At 62.0% G+C, this 26,087-nt stretch carries 26 protein-coding genes; 15 read left to right on the top strand and 11 right to left on the bottom strand.

From position 1 onward, the window contains the following. The first annotated feature begins 3 nt into the window (after positions 1-3). The 15 genes from ELQ88_RS20560 to ELQ88_RS20490 all read left to right on the top strand — a co-directional run bounded on the left by ELQ88_RS20560 (position 4) and on the right by ELQ88_RS20490 (position 15,453). Positions 4-879: a CoA-transferase gene (locus ELQ88_RS20560; RefSeq protein ID WP_128872448.1), complete on the top strand. Its 876-nt coding sequence runs from the start codon at positions 4-6 to the stop codon at positions 877-879. A 12-nt stretch (positions 880-891) separates the two neighbouring features. Next, a complete protein-coding gene (locus tag ELQ88_RS20555; protein WP_138967385.1) occupies positions 892-1,689 on the top strand; it encodes a ketoacid CoA transferase in 798 nt (265 codons plus the stop codon). Positions 1,690-1,705: 16 nt separating this feature from the next. Next, on the top strand, positions 1,706-2,614 hold the full coding sequence (locus ELQ88_RS20550; protein ID WP_064677326.1) for an enoyl-CoA hydratase: 909 nt from the start codon (positions 1,706-1,708) through the stop codon (positions 2,612-2,614). Beyond that, positions 2,611-3,723, top strand: a complete 1,113-nt coding sequence (locus tag ELQ88_RS20545; protein ID WP_138967383.1) for a nitronate monooxygenase — start codon at positions 2,611-2,613, stop codon at positions 3,721-3,723. The genes ELQ88_RS20550 and ELQ88_RS20545 overlap by 4 nt, the downstream gene beginning before the upstream one ends. After that, entirely contained in the window at positions 3,720-4,472 is a 753-nt protein-coding gene (locus ELQ88_RS20540) for an enoyl-CoA hydratase family protein (RefSeq protein ID WP_138967381.1), read from the top strand. Before ELQ88_RS20545 ends, ELQ88_RS20540 begins: the two co-directional genes overlap by 4 nt. Positions 4,473-4,481: 9 nt before the next feature. Continuing rightward, the gene (locus tag ELQ88_RS20535; protein WP_138967379.1) at positions 4,482-5,651 is read left to right on the top strand and encodes an acyl-CoA dehydrogenase family protein; all 1,170 of its coding nucleotides are present in this window, start codon (positions 4,482-4,484) and stop codon (positions 5,649-5,651) included. Between the two features lie 10 nt (positions 5,652-5,661). Next, a complete protein-coding gene (locus ELQ88_RS20530; RefSeq protein ID WP_128872409.1) occupies positions 5,662-6,720 on the top strand; it encodes an acyl-CoA dehydrogenase family protein in 1,059 nt (352 codons plus the stop codon). 3 nt (positions 6,721-6,723) lie between these two features. Then, entirely contained in the window at positions 6,724-7,875 is a 1,152-nt protein-coding gene (locus ELQ88_RS20525; RefSeq protein ID WP_138967377.1) for an acetyl-CoA C-acetyltransferase, read from the top strand. A gap of 62 nt (positions 7,876-7,937) precedes the next feature. Continuing rightward, positions 7,938-8,816 (top strand): SDR family oxidoreductase, encoded by an 879-nt coding sequence (locus ELQ88_RS20520; protein ID WP_128872408.1) that lies wholly within the window; start codon positions 7,938-7,940, stop codon positions 8,814-8,816. Between the two features lie 108 nt (positions 8,817-8,924). Beyond that, positions 8,925-9,710, top strand: a complete 786-nt coding sequence (locus ELQ88_RS20515; RefSeq protein WP_138967375.1) for an SDR family oxidoreductase — start codon at positions 8,925-8,927, stop codon at positions 9,708-9,710. A gap of 10 nt (positions 9,711-9,720) precedes the next feature. Continuing rightward, complete coding sequence (locus ELQ88_RS20510) at positions 9,721-10,191, top strand: MaoC family dehydratase (RefSeq protein ID WP_138967373.1); 471 nt, start codon at positions 9,721-9,723, stop codon at positions 10,189-10,191. Positions 10,192-10,198: 7 nt separating this feature from the next. Beyond that, positions 10,199-11,407, top strand: a complete 1,209-nt coding sequence (locus tag ELQ88_RS20505) for an acetyl-CoA C-acyltransferase (RefSeq protein WP_138967371.1) — start codon at positions 10,199-10,201, stop codon at positions 11,405-11,407. Positions 11,408-11,497: 90 nt separating this feature from the next. Then, positions 11,498-12,706, top strand: coding sequence for a helix-turn-helix transcriptional regulator (locus ELQ88_RS20500; protein ID WP_138967369.1), 1,209 nt, complete (start codon positions 11,498-11,500; stop codon positions 12,704-12,706). Between the two features lie 112 nt (positions 12,707-12,818). Beyond that, positions 12,819-14,231: a DUF1329 domain-containing protein gene (locus ELQ88_RS20495; RefSeq protein WP_128872404.1), complete on the top strand. Its 1,413-nt coding sequence runs from the start codon at positions 12,819-12,821 to the stop codon at positions 14,229-14,231. Positions 14,232-14,412: 181 nt separating this feature from the next. Further along, complete coding sequence (locus ELQ88_RS20490) at positions 14,413-15,453, top strand: Rieske 2Fe-2S domain-containing protein (protein WP_128872403.1); 1,041 nt, start codon at positions 14,413-14,415, stop codon at positions 15,451-15,453. Positions 15,454-15,832: 379 nt separating this feature from the next. Here the strand turns inward: ELQ88_RS20490 and ELQ88_RS20485 are convergent, their stop codons facing one another. The 11 genes from ELQ88_RS20485 to cysD all read right to left on the bottom strand — a co-directional run bounded on the left by ELQ88_RS20485 (position 15,833) and on the right by cysD (position 25,907). Next, positions 15,833-16,699 (bottom strand): SDR family NAD(P)-dependent oxidoreductase, encoded by an 867-nt coding sequence (locus ELQ88_RS20485; protein ID WP_138967367.1) that lies wholly within the window; start codon positions 16,697-16,699, stop codon positions 15,833-15,835. A gap of 38 nt (positions 16,700-16,737) precedes the next feature. Continuing rightward, the gene (locus tag ELQ88_RS20480) at positions 16,738-17,271 is read right to left on the bottom strand and encodes a nuclear transport factor 2 family protein (protein ID WP_138967365.1); all 534 of its coding nucleotides are present in this window, start codon (positions 17,269-17,271) and stop codon (positions 16,738-16,740) included. Positions 17,272-17,519: 248 nt separating this feature from the next. Then, entirely contained in the window at positions 17,520-17,789 is a 270-nt protein-coding gene (locus tag ELQ88_RS20475; RefSeq protein ID WP_228761542.1) for a nuclear transport factor 2 family protein, read from the bottom strand. Positions 17,790-17,876: 87 nt separating this feature from the next. Beyond that, a complete protein-coding gene (locus ELQ88_RS20470; RefSeq protein ID WP_128872400.1) occupies positions 17,877-18,668 on the bottom strand; it encodes an SDR family oxidoreductase in 792 nt (263 codons plus the stop codon). Between the two features lie 40 nt (positions 18,669-18,708). After that, complete coding sequence (locus tag ELQ88_RS20465) at positions 18,709-19,176, bottom strand: SRPBCC domain-containing protein (RefSeq protein ID WP_138967363.1); 468 nt, start codon at positions 19,174-19,176, stop codon at positions 18,709-18,711. An 18-nt stretch (positions 19,177-19,194) separates the two neighbouring features. Next, positions 19,195-19,650: a nuclear transport factor 2 family protein gene (locus ELQ88_RS20460; protein ID WP_138967361.1), complete on the bottom strand. Its 456-nt coding sequence runs from the start codon at positions 19,648-19,650 to the stop codon at positions 19,195-19,197. A 22-nt stretch (positions 19,651-19,672) separates the two neighbouring features. Beyond that, positions 19,673-20,389, bottom strand: coding sequence for an EthD domain-containing protein (locus ELQ88_RS20455; RefSeq protein ID WP_138967359.1), 717 nt, complete (start codon positions 20,387-20,389; stop codon positions 19,673-19,675). Between the two features lie 18 nt (positions 20,390-20,407). Further along, positions 20,408-21,595: a sulfotransferase gene (locus ELQ88_RS20450; RefSeq protein WP_138967357.1), complete on the bottom strand. Its 1,188-nt coding sequence runs from the start codon at positions 21,593-21,595 to the stop codon at positions 20,408-20,410. Next, entirely contained in the window at positions 21,592-22,704 is a 1,113-nt protein-coding gene (locus tag ELQ88_RS20445; RefSeq protein WP_128872395.1) for a DUF1214 domain-containing protein, read from the bottom strand. Before ELQ88_RS20445 ends, ELQ88_RS20450 begins: the two co-directional genes overlap by 4 nt. A gap of 165 nt (positions 22,705-22,869) precedes the next feature. Further along, complete coding sequence (cysN, locus tag ELQ88_RS20440) at positions 22,870-24,783, bottom strand: sulfate adenylyltransferase subunit CysN (RefSeq protein WP_138967355.1); 1,914 nt, start codon at positions 24,781-24,783, stop codon at positions 22,870-22,872. Continuing rightward, entirely contained in the window at positions 24,783-25,907 is a 1,125-nt protein-coding gene (cysD, locus tag ELQ88_RS34760) for a sulfate adenylyltransferase subunit CysD (RefSeq protein ID WP_346342823.1), read from the bottom strand. The genes cysN and cysD overlap by 1 nt, the downstream gene beginning before the upstream one ends. Between the last annotated feature and the right edge of the window lie 180 nt (positions 25,908-26,087).

Here is a 26,087-nt window from a genome sequence, read left to right as displayed (position 1 = left end):
ATGATGAATAAACAACTGACAGCGGCCGATGCGGTCGCTCAATTACGCGATGGGATGACCATCGGTTTCGGCGGCTGGGGACCACGGCGCAAGCCGATGGCGATTGTGCGCGAGATCCTGCGCTCGCCAGTCAAGGACCTGACCGTCGTCGCCTACGGCGGTCCGGAAGTGGGCATGCTGTGCGCAGCCGGCAAGGTCAAGAAGCTGGTGTTCGGCTTCGCCACCCTTGACGCCATTCCGCTGGAACCCTACTACCGCAAGGCTCGCGAAGCGGGCGAGCTGGAGTTGATGGAACTGGACGAAGGCATGTTCCAGTGGGGCCTGCGCGCCGCTGGCATGCGCTTGCCGTTTCTGCCGACCCGTTGCGGCCTGGCCACCGATGTGACGCGCCTGAACCCGCAACTCAAGACTGTCCAGTCGCCCTACGCCGATGGCGAAGTACTGGTGGCGATGCCGGCACTCAATCTCGACGTTGCGTTTGTGCATGTCAACGTCGCCGACCGCCTGGGCAACTGCCTGGTGACCGGGCCGGACCCGTATTTCGATCACCTGTTCGCCCGTGCCGCCGAGCAGTGCTTTGTCTCGTGCGAACGCCTGGAAGAACGTCTGGAACTGAGCGCCGAGATGGCCCGTTTCAACACCTTCGAGCGTTACCTGGTGAAAGGCGTGGTGCATGCGCCCCTCGGTGCGCACCCGACGCTCTGCGCCCCCGACTATGGCTGGGACATGAAGCACCTCAAGGGTTATGTCGCCAGCAGCCAGGCGGAAAACGGCTGGCAGGACTATGTGCAGACCTACATCGCCGGTGGCGAGCAGGCCTATCAGGCACAGAACGGCGGTGCCGACTCCATGGGCGCCTTGCCCCTTCCCGTGTTCTGAGGATTAGCCACTATGTCTGCAACCTGTGATTTTACCCTCGCGGAACTGATGATCGTCGCCGCATCCGAAGCCTGGCGCGGCAATGGTGAAGTGATTGCCTCGGGCCTTGGCGTGATTCCGCGCCTGGGTGCCAGCCTGGCCAAACTGACCCACAGCCCTGAACTGTTGATGACCGACAGCGAAGCGTTCCTGGTCGAAGAGCCGATCCCGTTGGGCCCGCGTGGCGACTACGTGCCGCGTTACTCGGGTTACATGTCGTTCGAACGGGTGTTCGAATGCGTGTGGGGCGGACGCCGCCACGCGATGATCGGCCCGACCCAGATCGACCGCTGGGGCCAGACCAACCTGTCTTGCGTCGGTGACTATCAAAAGCCCAGGACGGCGATTCTTGGCGTGCGCGGCTTGCCGGGCAACAGCATCAACCACCTCAACTCGTTCTTCGTGCCCAGCCATAACAGCCGGGTGTTCGTCAGCGGTGAAGTGGACATGGTCTCCGGTGTCGGCTTCAAGGCCGATCGCTGGCCCGAAGGTGCGCGTCGCGACTTGATGGACATCCATTGCGTGGTCAGCGACCTGTGCGTCCTCGATTTCAATGGCCCGGAGCGTGCGGTGCAGGTGCGCTCGTTGCACCCCGGCGTGAGTTTCGAGCAGGTCCAGGAAAACACCGGCTTCCCGTTGCTCAAGTCGGCGCAGTTGCACGAGACCGTGCACCCCACCAGCGAGCAGTTGGCCCTGATCCGCCGACTCGACCCCCACGATTACCGCGCCACGGCGATCAAGGGCAACCCGCCCGGCATCCGTACGGCCTGAGGCGAGGACAGTGAACATGCACAGCAGCGAGAGTGAATTCGTCGTCCGCGAGGACAAAGCCGTCTACGAAACAGACACACCGGTGCTGTACAGCGTGGCCGAGGGGATCGCCACGTTGACGCTGAACCGGCCGACCTTCAACAACGCGCAAAACTCGCAAATGACCTACGCGCTGGACGCCGCCTTTCGCGAGGCGGTGAACGACGACAACGTCAAGGTCATCGTCCTGCGCGGTAACGGCAAACATTTTTCGGCAGGCCACGATATCGGCACGCCTGGACGCGATATCGACAAGCCGTTCGAGCGTGCACACCTGTGGTGGGACCACACCAACAAGCCCGGTGGCGAGCAGCTGTATGCCCGCGAGCAGGAGGTGTACCTGGGCATGTGCCGGCGCTGGCGTGAACTGCCCAAGCCGACCATCGCCATGGTCCAGGGCGCATGCGTGGCGGGCGGGCTGATGCTGGCCTGGGTCTGCGATCTGATCGTCGCCAGTGATGACGCGTTCTTCCAGGATCCGGTGGTGCGCATGGGCATTCCGGGGGTGGAGTATTTTGCCCATCCCTATGAAATGAACCCGCGTATCGCCAAGGAATTCCTCTTCACCGGTGACCGCATGAGCGCCACCCGAGCCTGGCAGGTTGGCATGGTCAACCGCATGGTGCCCCGCGATGAACTGGAGCAGGCCACCTATGCCCTGGCCGCCGGCATCGCCCGTCAGCCGCGCATGGGCCTGGCCCTGACCAAACAGGCGATCAACCACGTCGAGGACCTGCAAGGCAAGCGCACGGCGATGGATGCGGTGTTCGCCTGGCACCAGTTTGCGCATGCCCATAACGAGCTGTTGTCTGGCGACAAACTGGGCGGCTTCGATGCCAAGGGCATGGCCCGGGCCAACAAGCAGGCAGAGGACAAGAGCCAATGAACCGCTGGCTGGATACGCCACTGACCGAGGCCCTCGGTTGCCGCTACCCGATTGTGCAAACCGCCATGGGGTGGGTTGCCGATGCCAACCTGGTGATCGCCACCACCCAGGCCGGAGGCTTCGGTTTCCTGGCCGGGGCGACTATCGCGGCCGATGAGCTGGAAGGCGAAATCCGCAAGGTGATCGACGCCACCGGTGGCAGCAACTTCGGGCTCAATTTTCATATGTTCCAGGACAACGCCGCGCAGTGCGTCGACCTGGCGATCCAGTACCGCCTGCGCGCCGTCAGCTACGGGCGCGGCCCGGACAAACAGACCATTGCGCGTTTCAAGGCGGCCAAGGTGTTGTGCATTCCCACCGTGGGCGCACTCAAACATGCATTGAAGGCTGTGGAACTGGGCGCCGACCTGATCACCATCCAGGGCGGCGAGGGCGGCGGTCATACCGGCGGCGTACCCAGTTCCATTCTGTTGCCTCAGGTACTGGCCGCGGTCAAGGTGCCGGTGATCGCCGCCGGCGGTTATGCCACCGGTCGTGGCCTGGCTTCGGTGCTGGCCGCCGGGGGCGCTGGCATCGCCATGGGCACGCGGTTCCTCATGACCCGCGAATCGCCGACACCGGTCGCGACCCTGGAGCGTTACCTGAAGGTCAACGACCCGCAACAGGTGCGCGTGACCACGGCGGTGGATGGCATGCGCCACCGCATGATCGAAAACCGTTTTATCAATCATCTGGAGAAGGCCGGTCCGTTCGGCCGCCTGCGCATTGCCCTGGGCAGCGCCTGGCAGTGGAAGCAGCAGACCGGCATGAGCCTGGGGCACATGGCCTCGGTCTTTATCCGTGCGTTGCGTGAAGACCCCTCGCAGCTGTCGCAAGTGGTGATGGCCGCCAACCAGCCGGTGCTGTTGCAGCGCTCGATGGTCGATGGCGCCCCGGACGAGGGCATCTTGCCCAGCGGCCAGGTGGCGGCGGCCATCGGCGAATTGCTCAGTTGCCGTGAAGTCATTGAAGGCATCGCCAGCGAGGCCCAGCAATGTCTGGACGCGCTCCTGGCCCGCAGCCAGACCCACCCTTCGACCCATCCCGCCAGTATTGGAGAACCCCTGTGAACCAGGCATTTACGACACAACTCAATCAGGGGATCGCTGAACTGGTGATCGCCAAACCTCCGGTCAATGCCCTCGACAGCCAGGAATGGCAGGCGCTGGCGCGACAGATCGAAGCCCTCGGGGCCAATCCCGAGGTGCGGGTGATCGTGATCCGCGCCGATGGTCGCGGCTTTTGCGCCGGTGTCGACATCAAGGAGCTGGACAAGTATCCAGAGCGGATCGTCGAGGTCAACGCCGGTAACTACGCCACGTTCAAGGCCGTGCACCGCAACCCGGTGCCGGTGATTGTCGCGGTGCATGGTTTTGTCCTGGGCGGCGGCATCGGCATCACCGGGGCGGCGGACATCGTCATCGCCTCCGAATGCGCGACCTTCGCCCTGCCGGAAGTCGACCGTGGCGCCATGGGCGGCGGTGCGCATCTGCAACGGCTGTTCCCGGTGCAAAAAGTCCGTTACCTGTTCTTTACCGGCGACAGCATCGGCGCCCCCGAAGCCCTGCAATACGGCTTTATCGAGCGCATCGTCAGCAAGGACCAACTGCGCGAAACCGCGCTGGGCATCGCGGCGAAAATCGCCGAGAAGAGCCCGGGCATGATCCGCATCGCCAAGGAAGCCTTGAACGGCATCGAAGACGGCAACCTGGAAGACAAATACCGCTGGGAGCAGGGCTTCACCATGCAGGCCTACAGCAGCCCGGACTCCGCGGAAACGCGCCGGGCCTTCGTCGAAAAACGCGACGCGAAGTTCTGAGAGAACGCCATGGAACTGACTTATACCCCCAAGCAAAACGCCTTCCGCGCCGAAGTACGCGCCTGGCTGGCGGCCAACCTTCCACGCGAACCGCTGGCCAGCTACGACACCCGGGAAGGCTTTGAGCAGCACCGCGCCTGGGAAGCGAAGCTGTTCGAGAGCCGCTGGTCGATGGTGATGTGGCCCGCCGAACTGGGCGGTCGCGGTTGCGATCTGATCGAGTGGCTGATCTTCGAAGAGGAGTATTACGGTGCCGGGGCGCCGATGCGCGTCAACCAGAACGGCCAGTTGTTGCTGGGGCCGACCCTGATGGAGTTTGGCACCCCGGAACAGAAGCAGCGCTTCCTGCCACGCATGGCCGCCAGCCTCGACATGTGGGCGCAAGGCTGGTCGGAACCGAATGCCGGTTCGGACATGGCAGCGATCACCAGCAAGGCCACGCTCGACGGCGATCATTACGTGATCAACGGCCAGAAAACCTGGTCGACCCGAGCGACCTTCGCCGACTGGCTATTCGGCCTGTTCCGCAGCGAACCGGGCTCCTCGCGCCACCACGGCCTGTCGTTCGTGATGGTGCCACTGAATGCGCCGGGCGTGAGCATCCGTCCGATCAAGGCACTCAATGGCAAGGACGCCTTTGCCGAAGTGTTTTTCGACGACGTGCGCGTGCCGGTGGCCAACCGCATCGGTGCCGAAGGGCAGGGCTGGCATGTGGCAATGGCCACCGCCGGTTTTGAACGCGGGTTGCTGCTGCGTTCACCGGCGCGTTTCCAGTACACCGCCCGCAAGTTGGTGGAACTGTACAAGGCCAACCGCGACAGCGCCGACCGCGATCCGGGTCTGCGTGACGCGGTGCTGGAGACCTGGATGGGCGCCGAGGCCTACGCCCTGTCGGCCTACCACACGGTCGGGCGCCTCAGCCGGGGTGAGCAGATCGGTGCCGAGTCGAGCATCAACAAGATCATCTGGTCGGAGCTCGACCTGAAAATGCACGAAACCGCCATGCGCATTCTGGGCGCCGGCGCCGAGCTGCTGCCGGATGCCGATACCGATACCGATACCGATACTGCTGGCTGGCTGGAGGGTTTCCTGTTCGCCCAGGCCGGACCGATCTACGCCGGGACCAACGAAATCCAGCGCAATATCATTGCCGAGCGGATGCTCGGCTTGCCGAAATAAGGAACGGGCCATGGACTTCACTTTTACCGATGACCAGCTGACGTTTCGCGAAGCCATCAGTCGTTTCCTGATGACTGAAGCCGCCCCGGAGATGCTCCGGGAAATCTGGGAAACCGATGTCGGTCGCTCACCGGACCTGCGTCACAAGATCGCCGCCCAGGGCCTGACCGCCTTGTCGGTCCCCGAAGCCGAGGGTGGCCTGGGCATGGACGATGTGGCCTGGGCGCTGATGACCCAGGAGCTGGGGTACTACGCGATTCCCGATTCCCTGGCTGACACCGCCTATGTCGCCACCGGCTTGCTCGCCGGCCTGGCGACTGATCACCCGGCACGCAGCAGCTTGTTGCCACGGATCGCCGAAGGCACATTGCGCCTTGCCATCAACCACCCCGTCAACGTGCTGGTCGGCGATGCGCAACTGGCAGAAGTGTTGATTCTCATCGATGGCGATGACATTCACGTGGTGCCGCGTTCGCAGGTGGATGTGCAACCCCGGACGAGCATCGATGCGTCGCGGCGCCTGGGTCGGGTGACCTGGAACCCGACACCGGCCACCTGTGTGGCCAGCGGCGCGGCGGGTCGTGCCTTGCAAGCGCAACTGCTCGACCGTGGCGCCTTGTCGGTGGCCGGGCAATTGCTCGGGCTGGCGCAACGCATGCTCGATTTGTCGGTGGACTACGTCGCTCAGCGCAAGCAGTTTGGCAAGCCCATCGGCAGCTTCCAGGCGGTCAAGCATCATTTGGCCGATGTCGCCCGGCAGATCGAACAGGCCAAACCCGTGCTGTACCGCGCCGCCCACGGCCTGGCGCAAGGCGACAGCAACGCCAGCGTCTGGGTTTCCCAGGCCCGCCTGGCCTGCTGCGAGGCAAGCTGGATCGCCGCGCGCAAGGGCATTCAGGTGCACGGCGCAATGGGTTACACCTGGGAAGTCGATCTGCAGATGTTCATGAAACGTGCCTGGGCGCTCGATGCGTCCTGGGGTGATCGGGGCTTTCATAAAACCCGTGTCAGCGACTACCTGTTCGCCGACGGTGCCCGCCTGGGCCCGGGCCATACTTTCGAGGAGTGAGTCATGCCAGAGGCCTATATTGTTGATGCACTGCGCAGCCCGACCGGCAAGCGCAAAGGCGCCTTGAGCGAGGTCCATGCCATAGACCTGGGGGCTCATGTGCTCAGGGCATTGGTGGAACGCAACGCTATCCCGGGCGAAGACTATGACGACGTGATTTTCGGTTGCGTCGACACCATTGGCTCCCAGGCCGGTGATATTGCCCGTACCAGTTGGCTCGCCGCCGGGTTGCCGCTGAATGTGCCCGGCACCACGATCGATCGCCAGTGTGGGTCGTCGCAACAGGCGCTGCATTTTGCGGCGCAGGCGGTGATGAGCGGCACCCAGGATGTGATCGCCGTGGGCGGGGTGCAAACCATGACCCGGATTCCGATTTCCTCGGCCATGCTCGCCGGACAACCCTTGGGTTTTACCGATCCGTTTTCCGGTAGCGAAGGCTGGCGCGCACGTTTCGGTAATCAGCCGGTCAACCAGTTCTATGCCGCCCAGCGCATCGCCGATCATTGGGGCATCACGCGTGAGCAGATGGAAGCGTTTGCCCTGCAAAGCCATAGCCGCGCCCTGGCCGCCATCGAGAGCGGGCGTTTCGCTCGGGAAATCGTCGCTTGCAACGGCCTGTTCGCGGATGAAACCCCGCGCTTGACCAGCCTGGCAAAAATGGCCGAGCTGCAGCCGGTGGACCCGCAATACCCCTCGATCACTGCCGCTGTTTCGAGCCAGACCTGCGATGCCTCGGCGGCGTTGCTGGTGGTGTCCGAGGCGGCGCTCAAGCGCTACGACTTGACGCCACGGGCGCGCATCCATCACCTGACGGTGTTGGGCGATGATCCGATCTGGCACCTGACCGCGCCAATCGCCGCGACACGCCGGGCCCTGGCAAAAACCGGCCTGCGCATGAGCGATATCGACCGGGTAGAGATCAACGAAGCGTTTGCCTCGGTGGTCATGGCCTGGACCAAGGAACTGGACTACGACCCGGCGCGCACCAACGTCAACGGTGGCGCCATTGCCCTGGGCCACCCGCTCGGCGCCACGGGCGCCCGGCTGATGACCACGCTGTTGAACGAGCTGGAATGCAGCGGCGGCCGTTATGGCCTGCAAACGATGTGCGAAGGCGGCGGCCAGGCCAACGTCACGATCATCGAACGCCTCTAGGTATTTCCCATCCGTGCCGCCGTCCGCTGGGCGTGCGGTCACGCAGTCATAAGGAGTCAAGCATGGCTATTTGTTCAGGCCGCACCGTGATCATCACCGGGGCCGGCGGCGGACTCGGTCGCGCCTACGCGCTGGCGTTCGCGGCGGCGGGCGCCAACGTGGTGATCAACGATATTCGCGCCGACGCGGCGCAGGATGTAGCGGGCGAGATCCGCGCCAACGGTGGCCAGGCCATCGCCAACAGTGACGACATCACCACCCTGGCCACCGCCGAGCGCATCGTCGAAGCGGCAGTGGCGGCGTTCGGTGAGGTGCACGTGCTGGTCAACAATGCCGGCGTCCTGCGCGACCGCATGTTCATCAGTCTCAGCGAAGAGGACTGGGACATGGTCATGCGCGTTCACCTCAAGGGCCATTATTGCCTGGCGAACCTGTTGGGGCGACGCTGGCGCGATCTGGCCAAGGCCGGCACTCCGGTCGATGCACGCATCATCAACACCAGTTCCGGCGCGGGCCTGCAAGGCTCGGTGGGGCAGTCCAACTATTCGGCGGCCAAGGGCGGGATTGCCGCGTTGACCCTGGTGCAGGCCGCTGAGCTGGCGCGCTACGGCATCACCGCCAACGCGTTGGCTCCGGCTGCGCGCACCTCGATGACCGAAAGCGCCATGCCCGATGTGGTCAAGAAGCCTGAGGACGGCAGTTTCGACGCCTGGGCGCCGGACAACGTCGCGCCGTTGGTGGTGTGGTTGGGCAGCGCCGAATCGGCCCACGTCAGCGGCCAGATTTTCGAGAGCCAGGGTGGCCGCATTTCCCTTGGGGACGGCTGGCGCACCGGGGTCACCCGCGACAAGGGCGCGTTGTGGCGTGTCGAGGAAATCGGCGCCGCCGTGGCTGAGATTCTCGCCGAAGCGCCTGCGGCGCAGCGAGTCTGGGGCAGCTGACCGCGCAAAACCGGCCGCCGGAGGCGGTCATACCCCGTTTTGACGATGTGCCGGCCAGGGCGTGGCTTTATACCTGACAGCGAACTGATACCTTCGGAGGTAAACGCTGTGAAACAAGCTCCCCCTTATGTCCCGGGCCATCAATTACTGGCTGGAAAATCCGTGCTGATTACCGCTGCCGCAGGTGCCGGTATCGGTTACTCGGCCGCCCGGCGCAGCGCCGAGGAGGGTTGCCGGGCACTGATGATTTCGGACGTGCACCCGCGCCGCCTCGAAGAAGCCGTGGAGCGTCTCAAGGCCGAAACCGGCCTGCAGGCCATTTACGGCCAGCTGTGCAATGTCACGGTCGAAGCCGAGGTCCAGGCCTTGGTGGCGAGCGCGGAAGAGTTGCTGGGCGGTGTCGATGTGTTGATCAACAACGCCGGCCTCGGTGGCCAGAAACTCGTAGTCGAGATGAGTGACGAAGAATGGCTGCGAGTGCTGGATGTGACCCTGACCGGGACGTTCCGCATGACCCGCGCGATACTGCCACACATGCAGCGCCGTGGCGCCGGAGCCATCGTCAACAATGCTTCGGTCCTGGGTTGGCGCGCACAGAAGGAACAGGCCCATTACGCCGCGGCCAAGGCCGGGGTGATGGCCCTGACCCGTTGCAGTGCGCTGGAAGCTGCCGAGTTCGGCGTGCGCATCAACGCGGTTTCACCGTCGATCGCCCTGCATGATTTTCTCAAGAAGGCCTCCAGTGAAGAGCTGCTCGCCAGCCTCGCCGGGCGCGAGGCATTCGGCCGTGCCGCCGAAGTCTGGGAAGTCGCCAACGTGATGATGTTCCTGGCCAGCGACTACGCCTCCTACATGGTTGGCGAAGTATTGTCCGTCAGTTCCCAACAAGCCTGAGGAGTGGGCCATGAGTCATGTTTTCAGCAGTGCCCAGGCGTTGCTCGAGGCCGAGGGCCTGGACCTGGGTTGCACCGAGTGGCTGACCATCAGCCAGCAGCGCATTGACCTGTTTGCCGAAGCCACGGGTGATCACCAGTGGATTCATGTCGACCCGGTGCGCGCCGCCAGCGGGCCGTTTGGCGTCTGTATCGCCCACGGCTACCTGACCCAGTCGCTCGTCAATCTGTTCCTGCCGCAATTGCTCACCATCGACAACATGGCGATGGGGGTCAATTACGGCAGCGACCGCGTGCGTTTCCCGGCGCCGGTCAAGGTGGGGTCGCGAGTGCGCGGCAACGCCAGCATCGTGCGCGCCGAGCAGCTGGCAGACGCCGTGCAACTGGTGGTGCGCGTGACCGTGGAAGTCGAGGGCCAGGCGCGGCCTGGCTGTGTGATCGACACCATCAGCCGTTACACCTTCAACCCTATTACCGAGTGAGCCTGTCATGGACCTGAATGAAGTTGTCATCGTTGCCACTGCGCGGACCGCGCTCGCCAAGTCGTTCCGCGGCTCGTTCAACGATACCGAAGCCCCGGTACTGGGCGGACATGTGGTGCGTGCGGTGGTCGAGCGCGCCGGCATCGAACCGGGTGAAGTAGAAGATGTGATCATGGGCGCGGCGGTGCAGCAGGGCACCCAGGCCTACAACATCGGCCGCCTCTGCGCGTATACCGGCGGCTTGCCGGACACCGTGCCGGGCATGGCCCTGGACCGCATGTGCGCCTCGGGCCTGATGAGCATCGGCGTCGCCGCCAAGGGCATCATGACCGGCGAAATGACCATCGCCATTGGCGGCGGCGTGGAGTCGCTGTCACTGACCCAGACCAAGCACAAGAACAGCTATCGCGCCCAGTCCGAAGCCGTGCTGGACATCATGCCCAGCGCCTATATCCCGATGCTGGAAACCGCCGAAATTGTCTCGCGCCGTTATGGCATCAGCCGCGCGGCCCAGGACGAGTATTCCCTGCAGAGCCAGCTGCGCACCGCCGCCGCCCAACGTGACGGCTTGTTCGACGATGAAATCGTCGGCTTGAGCGTCGATAAGTTGTGCTTCGATGCCGCTGGCCAGCCCAGCGGCCATCAGCGTGTGCTGGTCGAGCGTGACGAATGCAATCGGCCGAACACGCGCCTGGAAGACCTGGCTTCGCTGAAACCGGTGTGGAAGGACGGTAAATGGATCGAGCAGGGTGAATTCATTACCGCCGGCAACGCTTCGCAGTTTTCCGATGGCGCCTCGGCCAGCCTGCTGATGAGCCGCGTCGAAGCCAAGCGTCGGGGGCTGACTCCGTTGGGCATCTACCGAGGCATTGCCGTGGGCGGCTGCGCGCCGGAGGAAATGGGCATCGGCCCGGTGGTGGCCGTGCCGAAATTGCTCAAGCGCTTTGGCCTGAGCGTGGCGGATATCGGCCTGTGGGAAATCAACGAAGCCTTTGCCTGCCAGGTCCTGCATTGCCGCGATGCACTGCAAATCCCGGCGGAACGTCTGAACGTCAACGGCGGCGCGATTGCCATCGGCCATCCGTTCGGCATGTCCGGCGCACGCATGGTCGGTCACGCACTGCTGGAGGGTCGCCGTCGCGGCGCCCGTTATGTGGTAATCGCCATGTGCATTGGCGGCGGCATGGGGGCGGCCGGTTTGTTCGAACTGCCATAGGGCTGGCCGGGGTGCGTTGAGCGTCTATAACACCCATTACGATCAATTGATGCGGGCCATGCAGTCCGGGCCCGCTGCTGGGGAGTGGTTATGCAAAGTCGCGTGCCGAATGCGCAGGTCCTTGCGCAAATGGGGCTGGAGCTGGCCGAGTACGAAGGCCTCATCGGCAACATGTACGACTCGGCCATGGATATTCGTTGCATGGGTGATTCGTTGCGCCAGCTCCGGAAGCTGTTCAAGGCCAATTTCGTGACCTTGATTCTGCGTGTGCAGGATGAGCCGCTGCTGTCGCCGATGATGGTCGCCGGGGACATCGAACTGGGGGAGGGCGGCATCAACCATTACGCCTATTACGCCAAGTCCACGCTGTTCGACGGTCTGCCCACCGACACGGTGTTCACCATCGATGAGTTGATGACGGATGAGGAATGGGTCAGCTCTTCTTTTTACCTGTTGTTTTGCCAGCCCCATGACTGCCACCAGATGCTCGGCGCCGACATCCGCATGCCGGACGGCAGCACGGTGCGCTTGCGGATCAACCGGCCACGGGGCCAGGCGCGTTTTTCCCAGGTGGAGCGGGACATGTGCGCCATGCTCTTGCCGCATTTGCGCCGCGCCCTGCACATGCATTCGCTACTGGATCGCAGTGAGTCGCTGGGCAGTTTGTACTCGCAAACGATCAGCCGCATGGCGGTGGCGACTATCGTGCTCGATGAAAACGGCACCGTGGTGCAACTGAACCCGGTGGCCCGGGAGATTATCGCCAGCCAGGACGGCCTTAAAGTCGTCGGCGGACGGTTGGAGGCGACTTACCCGAGTGACAATCGCGAACTGTCGCGGCTGGTGCGCAACGCCTTTCAACGGGTGAAGCAGGGCCACGCCGGATTACAGATAGCCGAGGCCACGTCGATTTCCCGCCCTTCCGGGAAAGTCAGCCTGGGGGTGGTGGTGGAGTTGATTCCGACGCAGGAGCTGGTCGAGGGCAAGGGAAAACCGACCGTGGTGGTCTATGTCCGCGACGCTGTCAGCAAGTCGCTGGTGAGCAATGTGGTGACGTCGCAGCTGTACAACCTGACCCCCGCGGAAACCTTGCTGGCGCTGGAACTGGCTAACGGCCTGTCGCTGGAGGAGGCCTCGGAGGCGCTGAACATCCGCCGCAATACCGCTCGTGCGCACCTGCGTTCGATCTTTTCCAAGACGGGGGTGCGGCGCCAGACCGAGCTTGTGCGGATCATGCTCAACAGTGTCGTGGCATTGGCCGGGCCACAGCTGCCAGGATTAGCGAAGGATGCGCTTTAGTCTGTCGTTCACAGGCACCGTGGGCAAACGCGTTAGTCCGTGCGGACGATGCTGGCGTTTCCTTGGGCTGCCGATACTGGGTGACCGCTATCGGTAACCAAGGAGAATAAAAATGACCGGCAGTAACCTGGCCTCCAGTTGTCTTGTCTCGCGGGCTGCCAACGCCACTCCCACCTGGGTGCTGGGGTTGTTATTGGGATGCAGTGCAATCGGTACGGCGAACGCCGCACCGGAAGATGTGGAACGCCTGGGCAAGGATTTGACTTGCGTCGGTGCCGACAAGAGCGCCAATGCCGATGGCAGCATTCCGGCGTTCAGTGGCAAATGGCTGGGCGTACCGCCGCATGTAGACTTCAAAGGCACCGGCAACCATCCGGTGGATCCGTATCCGCAAGAAAAACCGCTGTTCGTGATTACGGCGGCCAACCTGGCGCAATACAGCGATTACCTGTCCGACGGGCAGAAAGCCTTGTTCAAGCTCTACCCGGCTACGTACAAGATGCCGATCTACCCCTCGCACCGCGATTTCCGTTTCGACGACGCGGTTTGCCAAGCCACCCGCGAGAACGCCAGCATCGCGCGCCTGGTGGATGACGGTGAAGGGGTGGTGGGCAAAACCGGCGGCACAGCCTTTCCGGTACCCCGCAGCGGCCTGGAACTGCTGAAGAACGCCTCGGCCTTTACCTTGCGCGCCTGGACCGAGGAATACACCTCCGACAACGCCTACGTACTCAAGGACGGCAACATCAACTGGGGCCGCGTGCATTCGCGCAACCTGGCGCCGTCGCTGGAACCGGGCAAAAAAGGCGAGACCGCGGGTAACTCGGCCTTCTACCTCAACGAAACCCTGCTGCCACAACGGGACAAAGGCGAGATCAATACCGGCACCGAGTTCTGGAACGACAAGACCGAGCCTCGCCAGGCCTGGCGTTACGATCCGGGCACCCGCCGTGTGCGGCAGTCGCCGGGTTATGGCTTCGACATGTCGTTTCCCGGCAGCGGCGGATCGATCACCGTGGACGAGGTGCGTCTGTTCAACGGCTCGGGCCAGCGTTATGACTGGAAGATCGTCGGCAAGCGCGAGATGTTCATTCCCTACAACACCTATCGCCTGCATGCGGCCAACCTCAAGTACGCCAACCTGCTGACCCCTGGCCATATCAACCCGGATGCCATGCGCTTTGAGCGCCATCGGGTGTGGGAGCTGGAAGGCACCCTCAAGCCGGGTTACCGCCACCTGTACGGCAAACGCAAGTTGTACATCGACGAAGACACCTGGTTCCCGATGCTCGCCGATAACTACGACAACCGTGGCGAGCTGTGGCGGACCTCGATGCTGAACTTTTTCTACGCCTATGAAAGCCAGCGGCCACAAGCGGGCGTGGGGCTGTACTACGACCTGAATGCCGGCAGTTACCTGGCGTTCAACCTGATCAACGAACAGCGCGACGGCTATAAGTTGAACAAGCCGGGCTTCAGCCCGCGGGATTTCGGCCCGGAAGCTGCCCGTCGGTTTGGCCAATAATCGACGCAGATTTTGGAAGGTAGAGGCTGACAGGTGAACCCTTTGAGAGCGGATCTCGTTTGATCTAGTCCAAGTGAGGGATGAATCCCTTGTCGGGGCGCTCAATGATATCGGCTATGGGTTCACCCTGTTTTTTTTGGGGGTATTACTCCCCAAAGTTTCCAATCGAGGAACAATAACAATGACGAAACTCGCTGAAATCAGCATCGAAAACGCCCAGCGTACTCACCGTTACGCCCGTGGCTGGCACTGTCTGGGCGTGGCGGAAAATTACCGCGATGGCCAGTTGCACACATTGAATATCTTTGGCACCCGCCTGGTGGCGTTTGCCGACAGCAAGGGTGCTATCAGCATCCTCGATGCCTATTGCCCGCACATGGGGGCCGACCTGTCCCAGGGCACCATCGAAAACGACACGGTGGTGTGTCCGTTCCACCACTGGAAATATGACACCAGCGGTAAATGCGTCGAGATTCCCTACTGCAAGCGCATTCCACCGAAGGCCAAGACCCGCAGCTGGTTGACCTGTGAGGAAAACAACCTGCTGTTCGTCTGGAACAACCCGGAAGGACGTCCGCCGAAAGAGGGCGTGATCATCCCGCACCTGGCCGAGATGGACGACCCGGACTGGATTCACGACTGGAACATCGACAGCATGCTGATCGAAACCAACCCACGGGAGTTGGTCGATAACCTGGTGGACGCCATGCATTTCGGCCCCGTGCACGGCACGCCGACCAAGTACTTCGCCAATGTCTTCGAAGGGCACATCGGCCACCAGATCTTCCACGGTGATTCCGAGCGCCTGGGTGGCGATCTGATCGCACCGTCGGCCTACTACGGCCCGGCGACCCACTTCACTCACATCAGCTCGATGTTTGGCGATGTGCGCATACATGCTATTTTGCTCAACAGCCATGTGCCGGTGACAGCCAACAGCTTCGACCTGCGTTTCGGCTGCATGGTCAAGCGTGTGCCCGGCTGGAGCGAAGAGCAGAACATTGAAGTGGCCAAAGCGTACGTCCTGGGTAATCGCACCTCGTTCTATCAGGACGTGGATATCTGGAAGCATAAAATCCGTATCGACAACCCGGTGCTGGCGGAAAACGACGGCCCGGTCTACCAACTGCGCGAGTGGTACCAACAGTTCTTTACCGATGAAGACAAAGTGCCCGCGAGCATGGCTGAACGCCGTGAGTTCATCACGGTCGATGAGCGTTGAAGGGTAACGCTCCCTGAGTTATTGCAATGACATAGGTCCGACTTAACGGTCACGAGAGCACTGACAATGAAAACAAAAAGTCTTCTTGCCTATCACGTTTGCTTGTTGCTTCTGTTCCTCCTGGTGGGGACCGTGCTGGTCTCCCCACCAGCGCAATCGCCCAGTTTCAAAGCCTGCAAGCAATACGCAGGCTGTGTCGCCATCAGCCAGAGCGTGCCGAACTGGCTGAATTTCCGCTAAGGTTGGAGCGTCACACCACAAGGCTGAAGCGGCCTTGTGGTGTGCGTGTGTGCGGTCGTTGGGCGTGGGTGGGTGCGCGATGGTCTTTTGGTGGGCGCGCATTGCGCGCCTTCTGTTTTTTTGCCTATCGGCAGTGTGGTTACTCGATTATCGCCGGATGCGCCTGCACTGGACCACCCAGACGGTCGCGATAGGAGGGAGGTTGCTGGCCTTCCAGATCGACAATGCCGTAGGTCAGCGCCACTTCTGCGCCGATCAGCACCTGTCCGGATTGCGTCATCCGGTTCGGGTCGCCATACAGCGCGTGTATGACCTTGCCGGTGAACTCCGGGCTTTCCATGACGAACGAAAATTCTTCGTAACGCTCCGGGTCGTCTGCCAACGCGCGTATCGTGCGCTCCGTGCGCAACGGTCCCATCCAGATGGACACCACCGAGACGTCGTAAGGACGAAGGTCCACGGCCATGTCTTTGGCGAACTTGTCGACACCGGCCTTCTGCGCGCCATAGGCAGCGCCATGCATGTAGCAGTTCGAGCCAAATGAGGAGGTGAACGCGATCAGCCCGCCACGCCGCTTCGCCATCAGCGCAGCCGCGTACCAGCTCGCCACATAGGCGGAGCGTAAGCCGACGTCGAGGATGTTGACGAGATCGAGCGGCTTTTCCCAGAACGGCCCAGGCTCAATCAGTTGGTCGTGTAGAAAAGTCGCATTATTGACCAGGATGTCGAGCCGCCCGCTTTCGCGTTCGACCTGTTCGAAGAGGCGTCGAACCTGCTCGTCATCGGCGTGATCACACGCGACGGCGATACCTTTGCCGCCCAGCGCGTCGATCTCACGCGCGGTCGCGTGGATCGTGCCTGGCAGCGACGCGTCGCCCTCATTCTGCGAGCGGCCGGTCACGTAAACCGTCGCACCCGCCGCGCCAAGCGCGAGCGCAATACCTTTGCCGGCACCGCGCGACGCGCCCGTCACGACGGCGACCCATGTGCTTTGATCGTTACTCATTTGCGGATCCTCCTTTTTGTTGAGTGATGGACCTCGGCTCAAGACTTGACGTCAAGTGCAGTCGCCATAGTCTGCGCGCCACTCGTCTGAACGCCGGCGAAGCGTACGCCGGGCACAGTCTCTTCGTAGCTCGCCACCAGCGTGGACGTCACAACGCAGCGCGTGGCGGAGATTTTCCAATGGCCGTCGATCTTGCGGTACTCGTCTTCGTAGTGCGCGCCGAGCTGCGTGATAACGCACGAGCACGTGTTGATCATCTGGTAATGCAGGCCCCAGGTGCCCCGGGCCTGCGTTTCATCGAGCACGTCGATCTGCGGGTTGACGCCGTGGTGCATCTCGACAATGTGCGGATGGCAGCCGAGTTGCTCGAAAATCACAGCGAGCTGATCGCGGTTTTCAAACACTCCGATCTCGCCGTAGTCGATGCGTACCAGGCCTGACGCGAAGCAATCACGCATGCCCTGCGGATCCTTCAGGTCGCAACACGCCAGATAACGCGCTTTCAGCCGGCGAATCGCCTCGACGTCTTCCAGTTTGCGCAGACGTGTTTCCAGTTGATCAATGGGAGCCATGCCATCTCCTTGAGTCCGGATGCGTTCCGGTCCGTGAGTCTGGACAGCATGGTACAAGCGCGAACGCGCCGAGGAATAATCCGAACAGACGATGTTCCTTGCGAGCCTTTATGGCGATGAGTATCAATGGATAACGGCTTTCAGACTTCCTTCACTTTCAGCGCATGCCTTAGAGCCTGCGCTGGCGGTGTCGATGTGGCGGCCATGGCCGCCCAGTGCACAATCGTACTTTTTCAAGCTGGATTTGTTCACTCGGCAGCGAAGGGTACGCGCGAGACAAACTGTTTACCTTGAGCTGCAAATCGCAGTCCGAAACGGCGGTTGGTGAAGTTGCTGCGGTAGAACTCGATGGCCTGCTCCACTCCGTTGAGTTCGAACTGGTAGGTCGGGCTGTCGAAGCTGATCTTCACATCGGGTGCGAAGAGGGTGCGCAGCAGTTCGAGATTACAGGTGTCGATACCACGAAAATAGCGGGCCTTGAGCTGCTTGATTTGCTCGATGGCAACGAGGTCCAGCATGTCGGTAGTCTCCAGGGGCAGGGCGATGGCCGCACGGGCCACCTGTTAATAGCTGAGTGAGGCGACATCCCTGTCGCCTTGCAGTATTTAGCAGGGCAGAAAATGACCGCCGTTGACATCCAGTTGCGCGCCGGTAATGACCTTGGCGTAATCGCTGGCCAGGTACAGGGCGGCCATGGCGCAGTCGTTGTCTTCGGGGATTTTGCGCAACGCAATCTGCTGGGCGACCTGGTCGACCAGCGACTCCATCGGGACGCCCAGGCGCTGGGCTTCGCTCTCGAAGTAACCGATCACCGGCGCGCCCCACATCCAGCCCATGAAGGCGGAGTTGACGCGGATTCCGAACGGGCCGAGGTCCTGGGCCAGATACTGCACGGCGGTTTTCAATGCGCCCTTGGAGACGGCATAGCCGGATTCCAGTTGGTTGGGGGTGCGGGTGGCCATGGTGTTGATCATGACGATGCTGCCCGACTGCTGTTTCTTCATCTGCGGCAGCACGGCCTGGGTCATGTGCATGGTGCCAAACAGGTTGACGTCCATCGCCTTGCGCCAGTCGTCCATTGACGACTCGGAGGAACTGCCCCAGGCGCCATGGGCGTAGGCGGAGTTGATCAATACGTCGATCTGGCCGAAGTGCTCGATCGTCAGGTCGGCGAGCGTCTGGCACTGTTCGGCCTGGGCGATGTCGGTGGGGACTTTCAGGACGGGCGTGCTGTAGCCGGCGTCGCGGATGGCCTGTTCAGCCAGGTCCAGTTTGGCGGGGGTGCGGGTGGCCAACACCACGGCCTTCGCCTGATACTCCGCGGCTCGCACGGCCAGCTTGATGCCCAGGCCAGGGCCGATACCGGAAATGATGACGACTTTATCTTTCAGCAACATGGCAATTACCTTCTTGTTTTTATGATGGGAAATGGGCCGCTCAGATGCCGCTGCCGTGCAGTTCTTCGGCGCGGCGTTTCAGGTCCAGGGCCACCTGATCGAAGGCGATTTTTACCCAGGCACCGTGTTCCAGCATGATGGTGTCCTGGTTCAGGCCCAGAAAAATATCGGTTGTGAAATAGCTGCAACGGTTGGCATCGATGGCCGTGATGTATTGGTCACGGCGGGCGGCGTCCATGTTTTCCGGGACAGGACGCTGCTCCCAGGACAACAGCTGCTCGGGGTCGCAGGCCACGAGGTATTCGAAGACCGGAACGGTTTCGCCGGTAGCGGGGTTCCGTACCTGCATATGCACCTCGTCGCCGACCTGCAGGCCGCACTTGATGCTCGGACAGAAGGTGTTCCACGTGTGGTAATTGTCCAGGTCAATCAGCACTTCCCAGACCACGCGGGCGGGGGCGTTAATTTCCACCGTGTGGGAGGTCACTATGTTTTCGGCTCTGGCCATGACTGTCTCCTGTTGTGTTCAGTTGATGGGTCTGGAGGTGATTTGCAGGTGTTCGCTCAACGGCTGGATAGTCTCGAGCAAGGTTTCGTAGCCCGTCTCGGCGATCATCCAGCGCTCGCCGCGTTTGATGTAGCGATCCTGGTAGATCGCGCTGCCGTGCAGGTGGGTGTTGTCCTCGAGGTTGATGAACACGTAGCTCAGGTACCAGAGGGCCGAAGCCTTGTGGCCATCGACTTCGATTTCCGGGGTGTGACCGTTGTGGGTGGCCAGGCGGGTCTTGGTGAACGAGGTGCGGTAGAAGTCCAGCGCATCGCCCAGGCCATTGACCTGGAACTCGTAGGCAGGGCTCTTGAACGACAGGGTGACGTCTTCGGTGAGCATGCCCTGCAGCATCTCGATGTTGCAGGTGTCGATGGCACGAAAGTAGCGCGCCTTGAGCTGCTTGATCAGCTCGATTGCTTCTAGGTCCAACATGGGAAGCCTCCTTGTGGGCTACTCAGGCACTGAGCTGGTACTCGCTGGTGAGGATGCAGTCGAGCTTCTGGAAGTCGATGAACTTGCTGGTCGATTCGTACATGGCCTGCTGGCGCTGCGCGCATTTGTCCGGGTCGCCCAGGGCCGCGAAGAATCCTTGCGGATTGCCGATGGCCTCGGGCGGGAAGTTTTCTTCGACGATCCCGTGCAGCACCGGCGCACCGAAGGTGAGCGCGCGTACCACGGTGTTCTGTCGGTAGCCGAAGATCGACTGCAGAGGGTAGGCATTCGGCCCGTGGCCGTTGCGCCAGGTGTCGTACCAATGCTCGTAGCTCATCCGGTCTGGCTTTTGCAGCAGCGCCACCTGATTCATGCCGGGTGTGCGCTCGCCAACCGGTACCCGGTAGTGGGCTACACGCGACTTGCGCTCCTCGGGGTAGGGCTCGGACTCCAGCACCAGATAAGCCTCCAGGCGACTGGTCAACGGCGTCACAAGTGCCTTGATGGACGGCCATTGCGCGGCACTGTCCAGCCACAGCGAGAGCAAGCCGTCCAGCGGGACGGCGCTATTGGTAATGCGCTGTGCAGACGCGGCGGCCACGCCCTCATCAACCACCATGACGCGCAGGGTGCGCGCGCCGACGCTGAGCAGATTGGCGCTCAGGTCGAGCAACGCCTGGCGCCATTGCTCGACGCTTTGCTGTGGCGGTTTCCACAGGGTCAACATGAGTTTTTCCATGAATCCTCCAGCCTGCGGTTAGTGGTTGGCACTCAAGTGACGGGCGCGATATTCCTTGTAGTCCTCAGTCATCTGCGCCTCGTTCAAACCGAAGCGCTCCAGGCTGTAGTCGTGGCTGGCACGTTTTTCCCGGCTGTTTTGCGCCAGCCATGCCTGCGCGTCGGCGCGGGCCTTGTCGGTAAACGGCAGATCGGCAAAGGCGTAGACCCTTTCCAGCACGTCCATCGGCTGGCTCACGGTGTCGGCGAAGTGGATGTCGAGAAAGCGCTCGGCAGCGTGCTGGTCGCGGACCTGCATGGTGTGACGGATGCCACGCGCCATGCGGTGGTTCCACTGTTCGCCGGCGGCTTTCGGATCAGGCGTGTCGCTGTACATCTGCCACAGGGTGTGGGCCATGCTCGCCATTGACGGGATGGTCTGGGCCGGCTCGCGGTGGGTCAGAATCACCTGCGCCTTCGGGAAAACATCCAGCAGCAGATGCAGGGTGTGCAGGTGTTGGGGAGCTTTGAGCAGCCAGCGCTGGCCTGCGGGTTCACCCCGTTGGCCTTTCTGCCATTGCAGGAACTGCAGCATTTTTTTCAGCTGGGTATAGACCGGCCGCTGATCTTGCTGATCAAGCCAGCGGGTATAGCTGGGCACGTTGACGTAGGCGTCCATGGCGCACATGAACGAGTGTTCCATGAGCATGAACTCTTCGTCGCAGAGCATGGCATCCAGCGGGTGGATGGCGAGGATCTGCGGGATGACCTGCGCCATCAGCTCGACCTCGGCCTTGGCCTGGGCGATGCGTTTGGCCGGCACGGCCAGGGTTTCGTCTGCCAGCGGTGCCGGGAAGCGGGTCTCCCACCAGGCCGCCGAGTGGAAGCGCGGGTCAACCGCCAGCGTGCGTTGCAGCATGGTGGTGCCGGTGCGTGGCAGGCCTACGATGACGAGCGGATCGTCGATCTGTATCTGGGTGATTTGCGGATAGCGGACAAGGTAGTCCTCGATCACCAGGCGATTGACCAGTTGTCCCACCAGCCTTTCCTGCAGCAAGTACTGGCCGGTCTGCGACAACCCGGCTTCGGCGGCCAAGGCAACCAGCAGCGCCTCCAGAGACTCGCGATAGTTGTCATCGCCAAAATTGCTCAGGCCGTCGGTGCGCGCGATGGCGCTGGCCAGCAGGCTGTCGACGGTCAACTCTTCAATCAGGGTATGCGCGTTCATAGGGCCTCCGCGATGGCAGTCACTTTTACGACTTGGGTGGTGGGGTGGCATTGCTCCTGGGCACCGACCCAGCGCAGGCACATCGTGCCTTGGCGTACGCCGGCGGTTTGCAGCCAGTTACTCAGCCCGGGATCCAGCTCGCTGAGGACCAGGGTCACGCCGCCGTTGTCGTCGTATTGGGCCTGGTGTTTGTTAAAGCAGATCTGGTGGTGGCGGTAGTCCAGCGACTCCATCCAGTAGTTGTTGATCTGCAGGTTCCAGAAGTCGCACTCCGGCACTTTGTCGATGTGGATGACCAAGGCTTCGTCTTCAGCCAGCGCCCAGTGCGAGTGGTAGTAGAAAATGTTCGGGTCGCCGCCCACTGACTGACACAGGGCCTGGTTGGCCGGTGGCAGTTGATTGCTGTGAGGCAGGTAGCTTTGGCTCCAGTCGGCGAACAGCCTGGCGGTGTTCTCCACGAAACTGGAGACCCGCGCCAGGCCTTGCTGGAAGGTCGCCGGATCAAGGGCCTGTGGCTTGGAATCGGTACCCATGCGCTCAATGCCCAGCTTGGCCGGCGCTTCAATCCGCCGGTCGAGAAACGTCTGGCGCACGATCAGGGCGTTGGTGGCGTCTTCCATTTTCAGCCAGTTGCCCGGTTTCGGCTCGCGGCTGAGGATGATTTCGAAGTTGCCCTGGGCATCGACTTCCAATTGGCTGGCATCGATGAAGCCGGTCTGGATCAGCGTACCGTCGGTTTCATAACCGCCTTTCTGGGTGCCGAAACTCAGGTAGGCGACGCTGCCGCGCTGACCTTTGATGCGATAGTCCAGCGTGCCGTCCAGGCGCGAGTACTCGTAGAGATTGTCCGGGTTGTCGGCACCGATCTTCGCGGTCTCGTGGGAGGTTTTGAAGAAGCTGGGAAAGGCCGGATCGGCAAACTCGATGTGCATTTCCAGGCCAATGCGCAGCAACCGCGTGAGGTAGCGGAAACCTTCGGCGCGGGTGGCCGCATCGGCCGGCGCTTCGGGGCGCAGAATCTGCTCGCCGCAGCGTTTGAGGTGATCGCAAAACGTGGACCAGGTCTGGCCACTCAACAGGTGTTGTTCGTCAATCGAGCTGATTGTCATTGTTCGACGCTCTTGATTAGTCGAACCCGGATCGTGAACCTCTGCGCACAGACGCCCGAACCGGATTCATCGGCCCACAACAGGGCCACTGTGTTATTCGCCTGGCGTCGTCCTTTCGGGCTATTCGAGGCGATCGTTAAACGCCCGGCGAACCAGGCGACGGGACTAGAACTCTTTACCGATGATGCCGCGCTCGGTCAGCACCGCGATGATGCGATCCACTGCTTTCTCCGGCGTCAGCTCGCCGGTCTTGATATGGATGTCCGGCTTGTTCGGCACCTCGTAAGGTGAGTCGATGCCGGTGAAGTTCTTCAACTCGCCACGGCGGACTTTCTTGTACAGGCCCTTGGGATCACGCTCCTCGGCCACGGCCAGCGGCGTGTCGACGAAGATCTCGATGAACTCGCCTTCCTGCAGCAGCCCGCGCGCCATCTCGCGCTCGGAACGGAACGGCGAGATGAAGGCCGTCAATACAATCAGCCCGGCATCCACGAACAACTTGGACACCTCGGCCACCCGGCGGATGTTTTCCACCCGGTCGGCATCGGTGAAGCCCAGGTCGCGGTTCAGGCCGTGGCGCACGTTGTCGCCGTCGAGCAAGTAGGTGTGCCGGCCGCGGGCGTACAGGCGGGTTTCCAGCAGGTTGGCGATGGCCGACTTGCCGGCGCCGGACAAACCGGTGAACCACAGCAGCACGGGCTGCTGGCCCATCTGTTCGGCGCGCGCTTGCTTGCTCACATCCACGTGCTGCATATGAATATTCTGCGAACGGCGCAGGGAATACTCGATCAGGCCCGCGCCAACGGTGGCGTTCGACAGACGGTCGATGAGGATGAAGCTGCCGGTTTCACGGTTGTCCTTGTAGGCATCGAAGGCGATCGGCTGGCTGGTAAAGAGGTTGCACACGCCAATCTCGTTCAGCGCCAACTCTTTGGCCGCCAAGTGTTCCATGGTGTTGACGTTGACCTTGTACTTGGGCATCGACAAGGTCACCGGCAGGGTTTTGCCGCCGATTTTCATCAGGTAGGGGCGACCGGCGAGCATGGCCTGCTCGTGCATCCAGATCAGGCTGACCTGGAACTGGTCGGCCACGCTGGTCGGGTCTTCTGCGGTGGACAGCACATCGCCGCGACTGCAATCGACTTCTTCGGTCAGGGTCAGGGTGATCGACTGTCCGGCCACGGCTTGTTGCAAGTCACCGTCGAGGGTGACGATGCGCGAGATTCGGCTCTCTTGTCCGCCCGGCAACACGCGTACCCGGTCACCAGGACGAATCACGCCGCTGGCGATGGTGCCGGTGAAGCCACGGAAATCCAGGTTGGGGCGGTTGACCCACTGCACCGGCATACGGAACGACAGTTTCTGTTGGTGCGCCTCGTCGATCTCGACGGTTTCCAGGTAGCCCATCAGCGTGGTACCGCGGTACCAAAGCATGTGTTCGCTTTGCTCGGTGATGTTCTCGCCCCGTAGCGCGGACATCGGGATGGCGGTGAAATCCTGTAGACCGATCTGCTTGGCGAAGGCGCGGTAGTCGTCGACGATGGCGTTATAGACTTTCTCCGAATAGTCCATCAGGTCCATCTTGTTGACCGCCAGGACCACCTTGCGAATGCCGAGCAACGAGGCCAGATAGCTGTGACGCCTGGATTGAGTCAGGACGCCGCGTCGTGCATCGATCATCACCACGGCCACGTCGGCCGTGGAGGCACCGGTCACCATGTTGCGGGTGTACTGCTCATGCCCCGGGGTGTCGGCAACGATGAACTTGCGCCGGTCAGTGGAGAAAAAACGGTAGGCCACGTCGATGGTGATGCCTTGTTCGCGCTCGGCGGCCAGGCCGTCCACCAACAGGGCGAAGTCCAGTTCGCCACCCTGGGTGCCGACTTTTTTCGAGTCGGCCTCCAGTGCTTCCATCTGGTCTTCGAAGAGCATTTTCGAATCGTAGAGCAGGCGCCCGATCAGGGTGCTCTTGCCATCGTCCACACTGCCGCAGGTCAGGAAGCGCAGCAGGCTCTTGTGCTCGTGGGCCTTGAGGTATTGCTCGATATCCTCGGCAATCAGGTCAGATACGTGTGCCATTAGAAATACCCCTCTTGTTTTTTCTTCTCCATCGATGCGGCCGAGTCGTGGTCGATCATTCGCCCCTGACGCTCGGATGTGCGGGTCAGCAGCATTTCCTGAATGATCTTGGGCAGCGTATCGGCATCGGATTCGACGGCACCGGTGAGGGGGTAGCAACCGAGGGTGCGGAAGCGCACGTTGCGAATCATCGGCACTTCACCCGGGTTGAGCGGCATGCGCTCGTCATCGACCATGATCAGCATCCCGTCACGCTCGACCACCGGGCGCGGCGCGGCGAAGTACAGCGGTACGATCGGGATGTTTTCCAGGTGGATGTACTGCCAGATGTCCAGCTCGGTCCAGTTGGAGAGGGGGAACACGCGGATCGACTCACCCTTGTGTTTACGGGTGTTGTACAGGTGCCAGAGCTCCGGGCGCTGGTTCTTCGGGTCCCAGCGGTGCTGGTCGGAGCGGAAGGAGAAAATCCGTTCCTTGGCCCGGGATTTTTCTTCGTCGCGGCGTGCGCCGCCGAAAGCCGCGTCGAAGCCGTAGTGATCCAGCGCCTGCTTCAGACCTTCGGTCTTCATGATGTCGGTGTGGATTTGCGAGCCGTGCTTGAACGGGCTGATCCCCATTTCAACGCCTTCGGGGTTGGTGTGGGTCAGCAGGTCCACGTTGAGTTTGGCCACCATCTGATCGCGGAAGCGATACATCTCCTGGAACTTCCAGGTGGTGTCGACATGCAGCAAAGGGAAGGGCGGCTTGGCCGGGTAGAAGGCCTTCATGGCCAGGTGCAGCATGACCGCGCTGTCCTTGCCGATGGAGTAAAGCATGACCGGGTTGTCGGATTCGGCGACAACCTCGCGCATGGCCTGGATGCTTTCGGCTTCCAGTCGTTGCAGGTGGGTAAGCGTCATAGATCTTCCTTTCGCTTTTTGTTGTTGTCGCTTATCAACGTACAACTGCCGCGGTTCGGACTTATGCGCGACTTGATGTTTTAACATCAGGCGCAACATCTGCAGCATGGGGTTGGGGGGCAGGGTGGGCGCGACACCGGTCATGTTGTCGAGCGCATCGTCATGGCTGCTGCGCGCAGCTTGCTGGCCGATGTGGGTCGCCAGCTCGCGGGCGCCGCTGAGCATTTCGCTGGCTTGCGGCAGGTGAAACAGAAGCAGCCGGTCGGCGTGCTCGCCGGCCCAGGTGATGAAGGCGGCCGCGCGTTGCCAGTGCATGCCCGAGAGCAGCGCGATCACCTTGCGTTCGGCGCAGCGATGCAGGCGGTCGAAGAACTCCACCAGATGAGGCGCGCGCAGCCCGTCTTC

Source organism: Pseudomonas sp. MPC6 (genome assembly GCF_006094435.1).
Classification (GTDB): Bacteria; Pseudomonadota; Gammaproteobacteria; order Pseudomonadales; family Pseudomonadaceae; genus Aquipseudomonas.
Note: the sequence above shows the minus strand (reverse complement) of the source record. Positions and strands in the feature narration are given on the sequence as shown.

Bases quoted from the DNA above. Each gene is read 5' to 3' on its own strand.
- ELQ88_RS20500 (WP_138967369.1), top strand. From the start codon at position 11,498: ATGCAAAGTCGCGTGCCGAATGCGCAGGTCCTTGCGCAAATGGGGCTG.
- ELQ88_RS20505 (WP_138967371.1), top strand. From the start codon at position 10,199: ATGGACCTGAATGAAGTTGTCATCGTTGCCACTGCGCGGACCGCGCTC.
- ELQ88_RS20550 (WP_064677326.1), top strand. From the start codon at position 1,706: ATGCACAGCAGCGAGAGTGAATTCGTCGTCCGCGAGGACAAAGCCGTC.
- ELQ88_RS20450 (WP_138967357.1), bottom strand. From the start codon at position 21,595: ATGAACGCGCATACCCTGATTGAAGAGTTGACCGTCGACAGCCTGCTG.
- ELQ88_RS20480 (WP_138967365.1), bottom strand. From the start codon at position 17,271: ATGGCTCCCATTGATCAACTGGAAACACGTCTGCGCAAACTGGAAGAC.
- ELQ88_RS20545 (WP_138967383.1), top strand. From the start codon at position 2,611: ATGAACCGCTGGCTGGATACGCCACTGACCGAGGCCCTCGGTTGCCGC.
- ELQ88_RS20530 (WP_128872409.1), top strand. From the start codon at position 5,662: ATGGACTTCACTTTTACCGATGACCAGCTGACGTTTCGCGAAGCCATC.
- ELQ88_RS20510 (WP_138967373.1), top strand. From the start codon at position 9,721: ATGAGTCATGTTTTCAGCAGTGCCCAGGCGTTGCTCGAGGCCGAGGGC.
- ELQ88_RS20555 (WP_138967385.1), top strand. From the start codon at position 892: ATGTCTGCAACCTGTGATTTTACCCTCGCGGAACTGATGATCGTCGCC.
- ELQ88_RS20465 (WP_138967363.1), bottom strand. From the start codon at position 19,176: ATGGCCAGAGCCGAAAACATAGTGACCTCCCACACGGTGGAAATTAAC.
- ELQ88_RS20525 (WP_138967377.1), top strand. From the start codon at position 6,724: ATGCCAGAGGCCTATATTGTTGATGCACTGCGCAGCCCGACCGGCAAG.
- ELQ88_RS20460 (WP_138967361.1), bottom strand. From the start codon at position 19,650: ATGTTGGACCTAGAAGCAATCGAGCTGATCAAGCAGCTCAAGGCGCGC.
- ELQ88_RS20495 (WP_128872404.1), top strand. From the start codon at position 12,819: ATGACCGGCAGTAACCTGGCCTCCAGTTGTCTTGTCTCGCGGGCTGCC.
- ELQ88_RS20470 (WP_128872400.1), bottom strand. From the start codon at position 18,668: ATGTTGCTGAAAGATAAAGTCGTCATCATTTCCGGTATCGGCCCTGGC.
- ELQ88_RS20445 (WP_128872395.1), bottom strand. From the start codon at position 22,704: ATGACAATCAGCTCGATTGACGAACAACACCTGTTGAGTGGCCAGACC.
- ELQ88_RS20455 (WP_138967359.1), bottom strand. From the start codon at position 20,389: ATGGAAAAACTCATGTTGACCCTGTGGAAACCGCCACAGCAAAGCGTC.
- ELQ88_RS20520 (WP_128872408.1), top strand. From the start codon at position 7,938: ATGGCTATTTGTTCAGGCCGCACCGTGATCATCACCGGGGCCGGCGGC.
- ELQ88_RS20485 (WP_138967367.1), bottom strand. From the start codon at position 16,699: ATGAGTAACGATCAAAGCACATGGGTCGCCGTCGTGACGGGCGCGTCG.
- cysD (WP_346342823.1), bottom strand. From the start codon at position 25,907: ATGCTCAGCGGCGCCCGCGAGCTGGCGACCCACATCGGCCAGCAAGCT.
- cysN (WP_138967355.1), bottom strand. From the start codon at position 24,783: ATGGCACACGTATCTGACCTGATTGCCGAGGATATCGAGCAATACCTC.
- ELQ88_RS20475 (WP_228761542.1), bottom strand. From the start codon at position 17,789: ATGCTGGACCTCGTTGCCATCGAGCAAATCAAGCAGCTCAAGGCCCGC.
- ELQ88_RS20560 (WP_128872448.1), top strand. From the start codon at position 4: ATGAATAAACAACTGACAGCGGCCGATGCGGTCGCTCAATTACGCGAT.
- ELQ88_RS20535 (WP_138967379.1), top strand. From the start codon at position 4,482: ATGGAACTGACTTATACCCCCAAGCAAAACGCCTTCCGCGCCGAAGTA.
- ELQ88_RS20490 (WP_128872403.1), top strand. From the start codon at position 14,413: ATGACGAAACTCGCTGAAATCAGCATCGAAAACGCCCAGCGTACTCAC.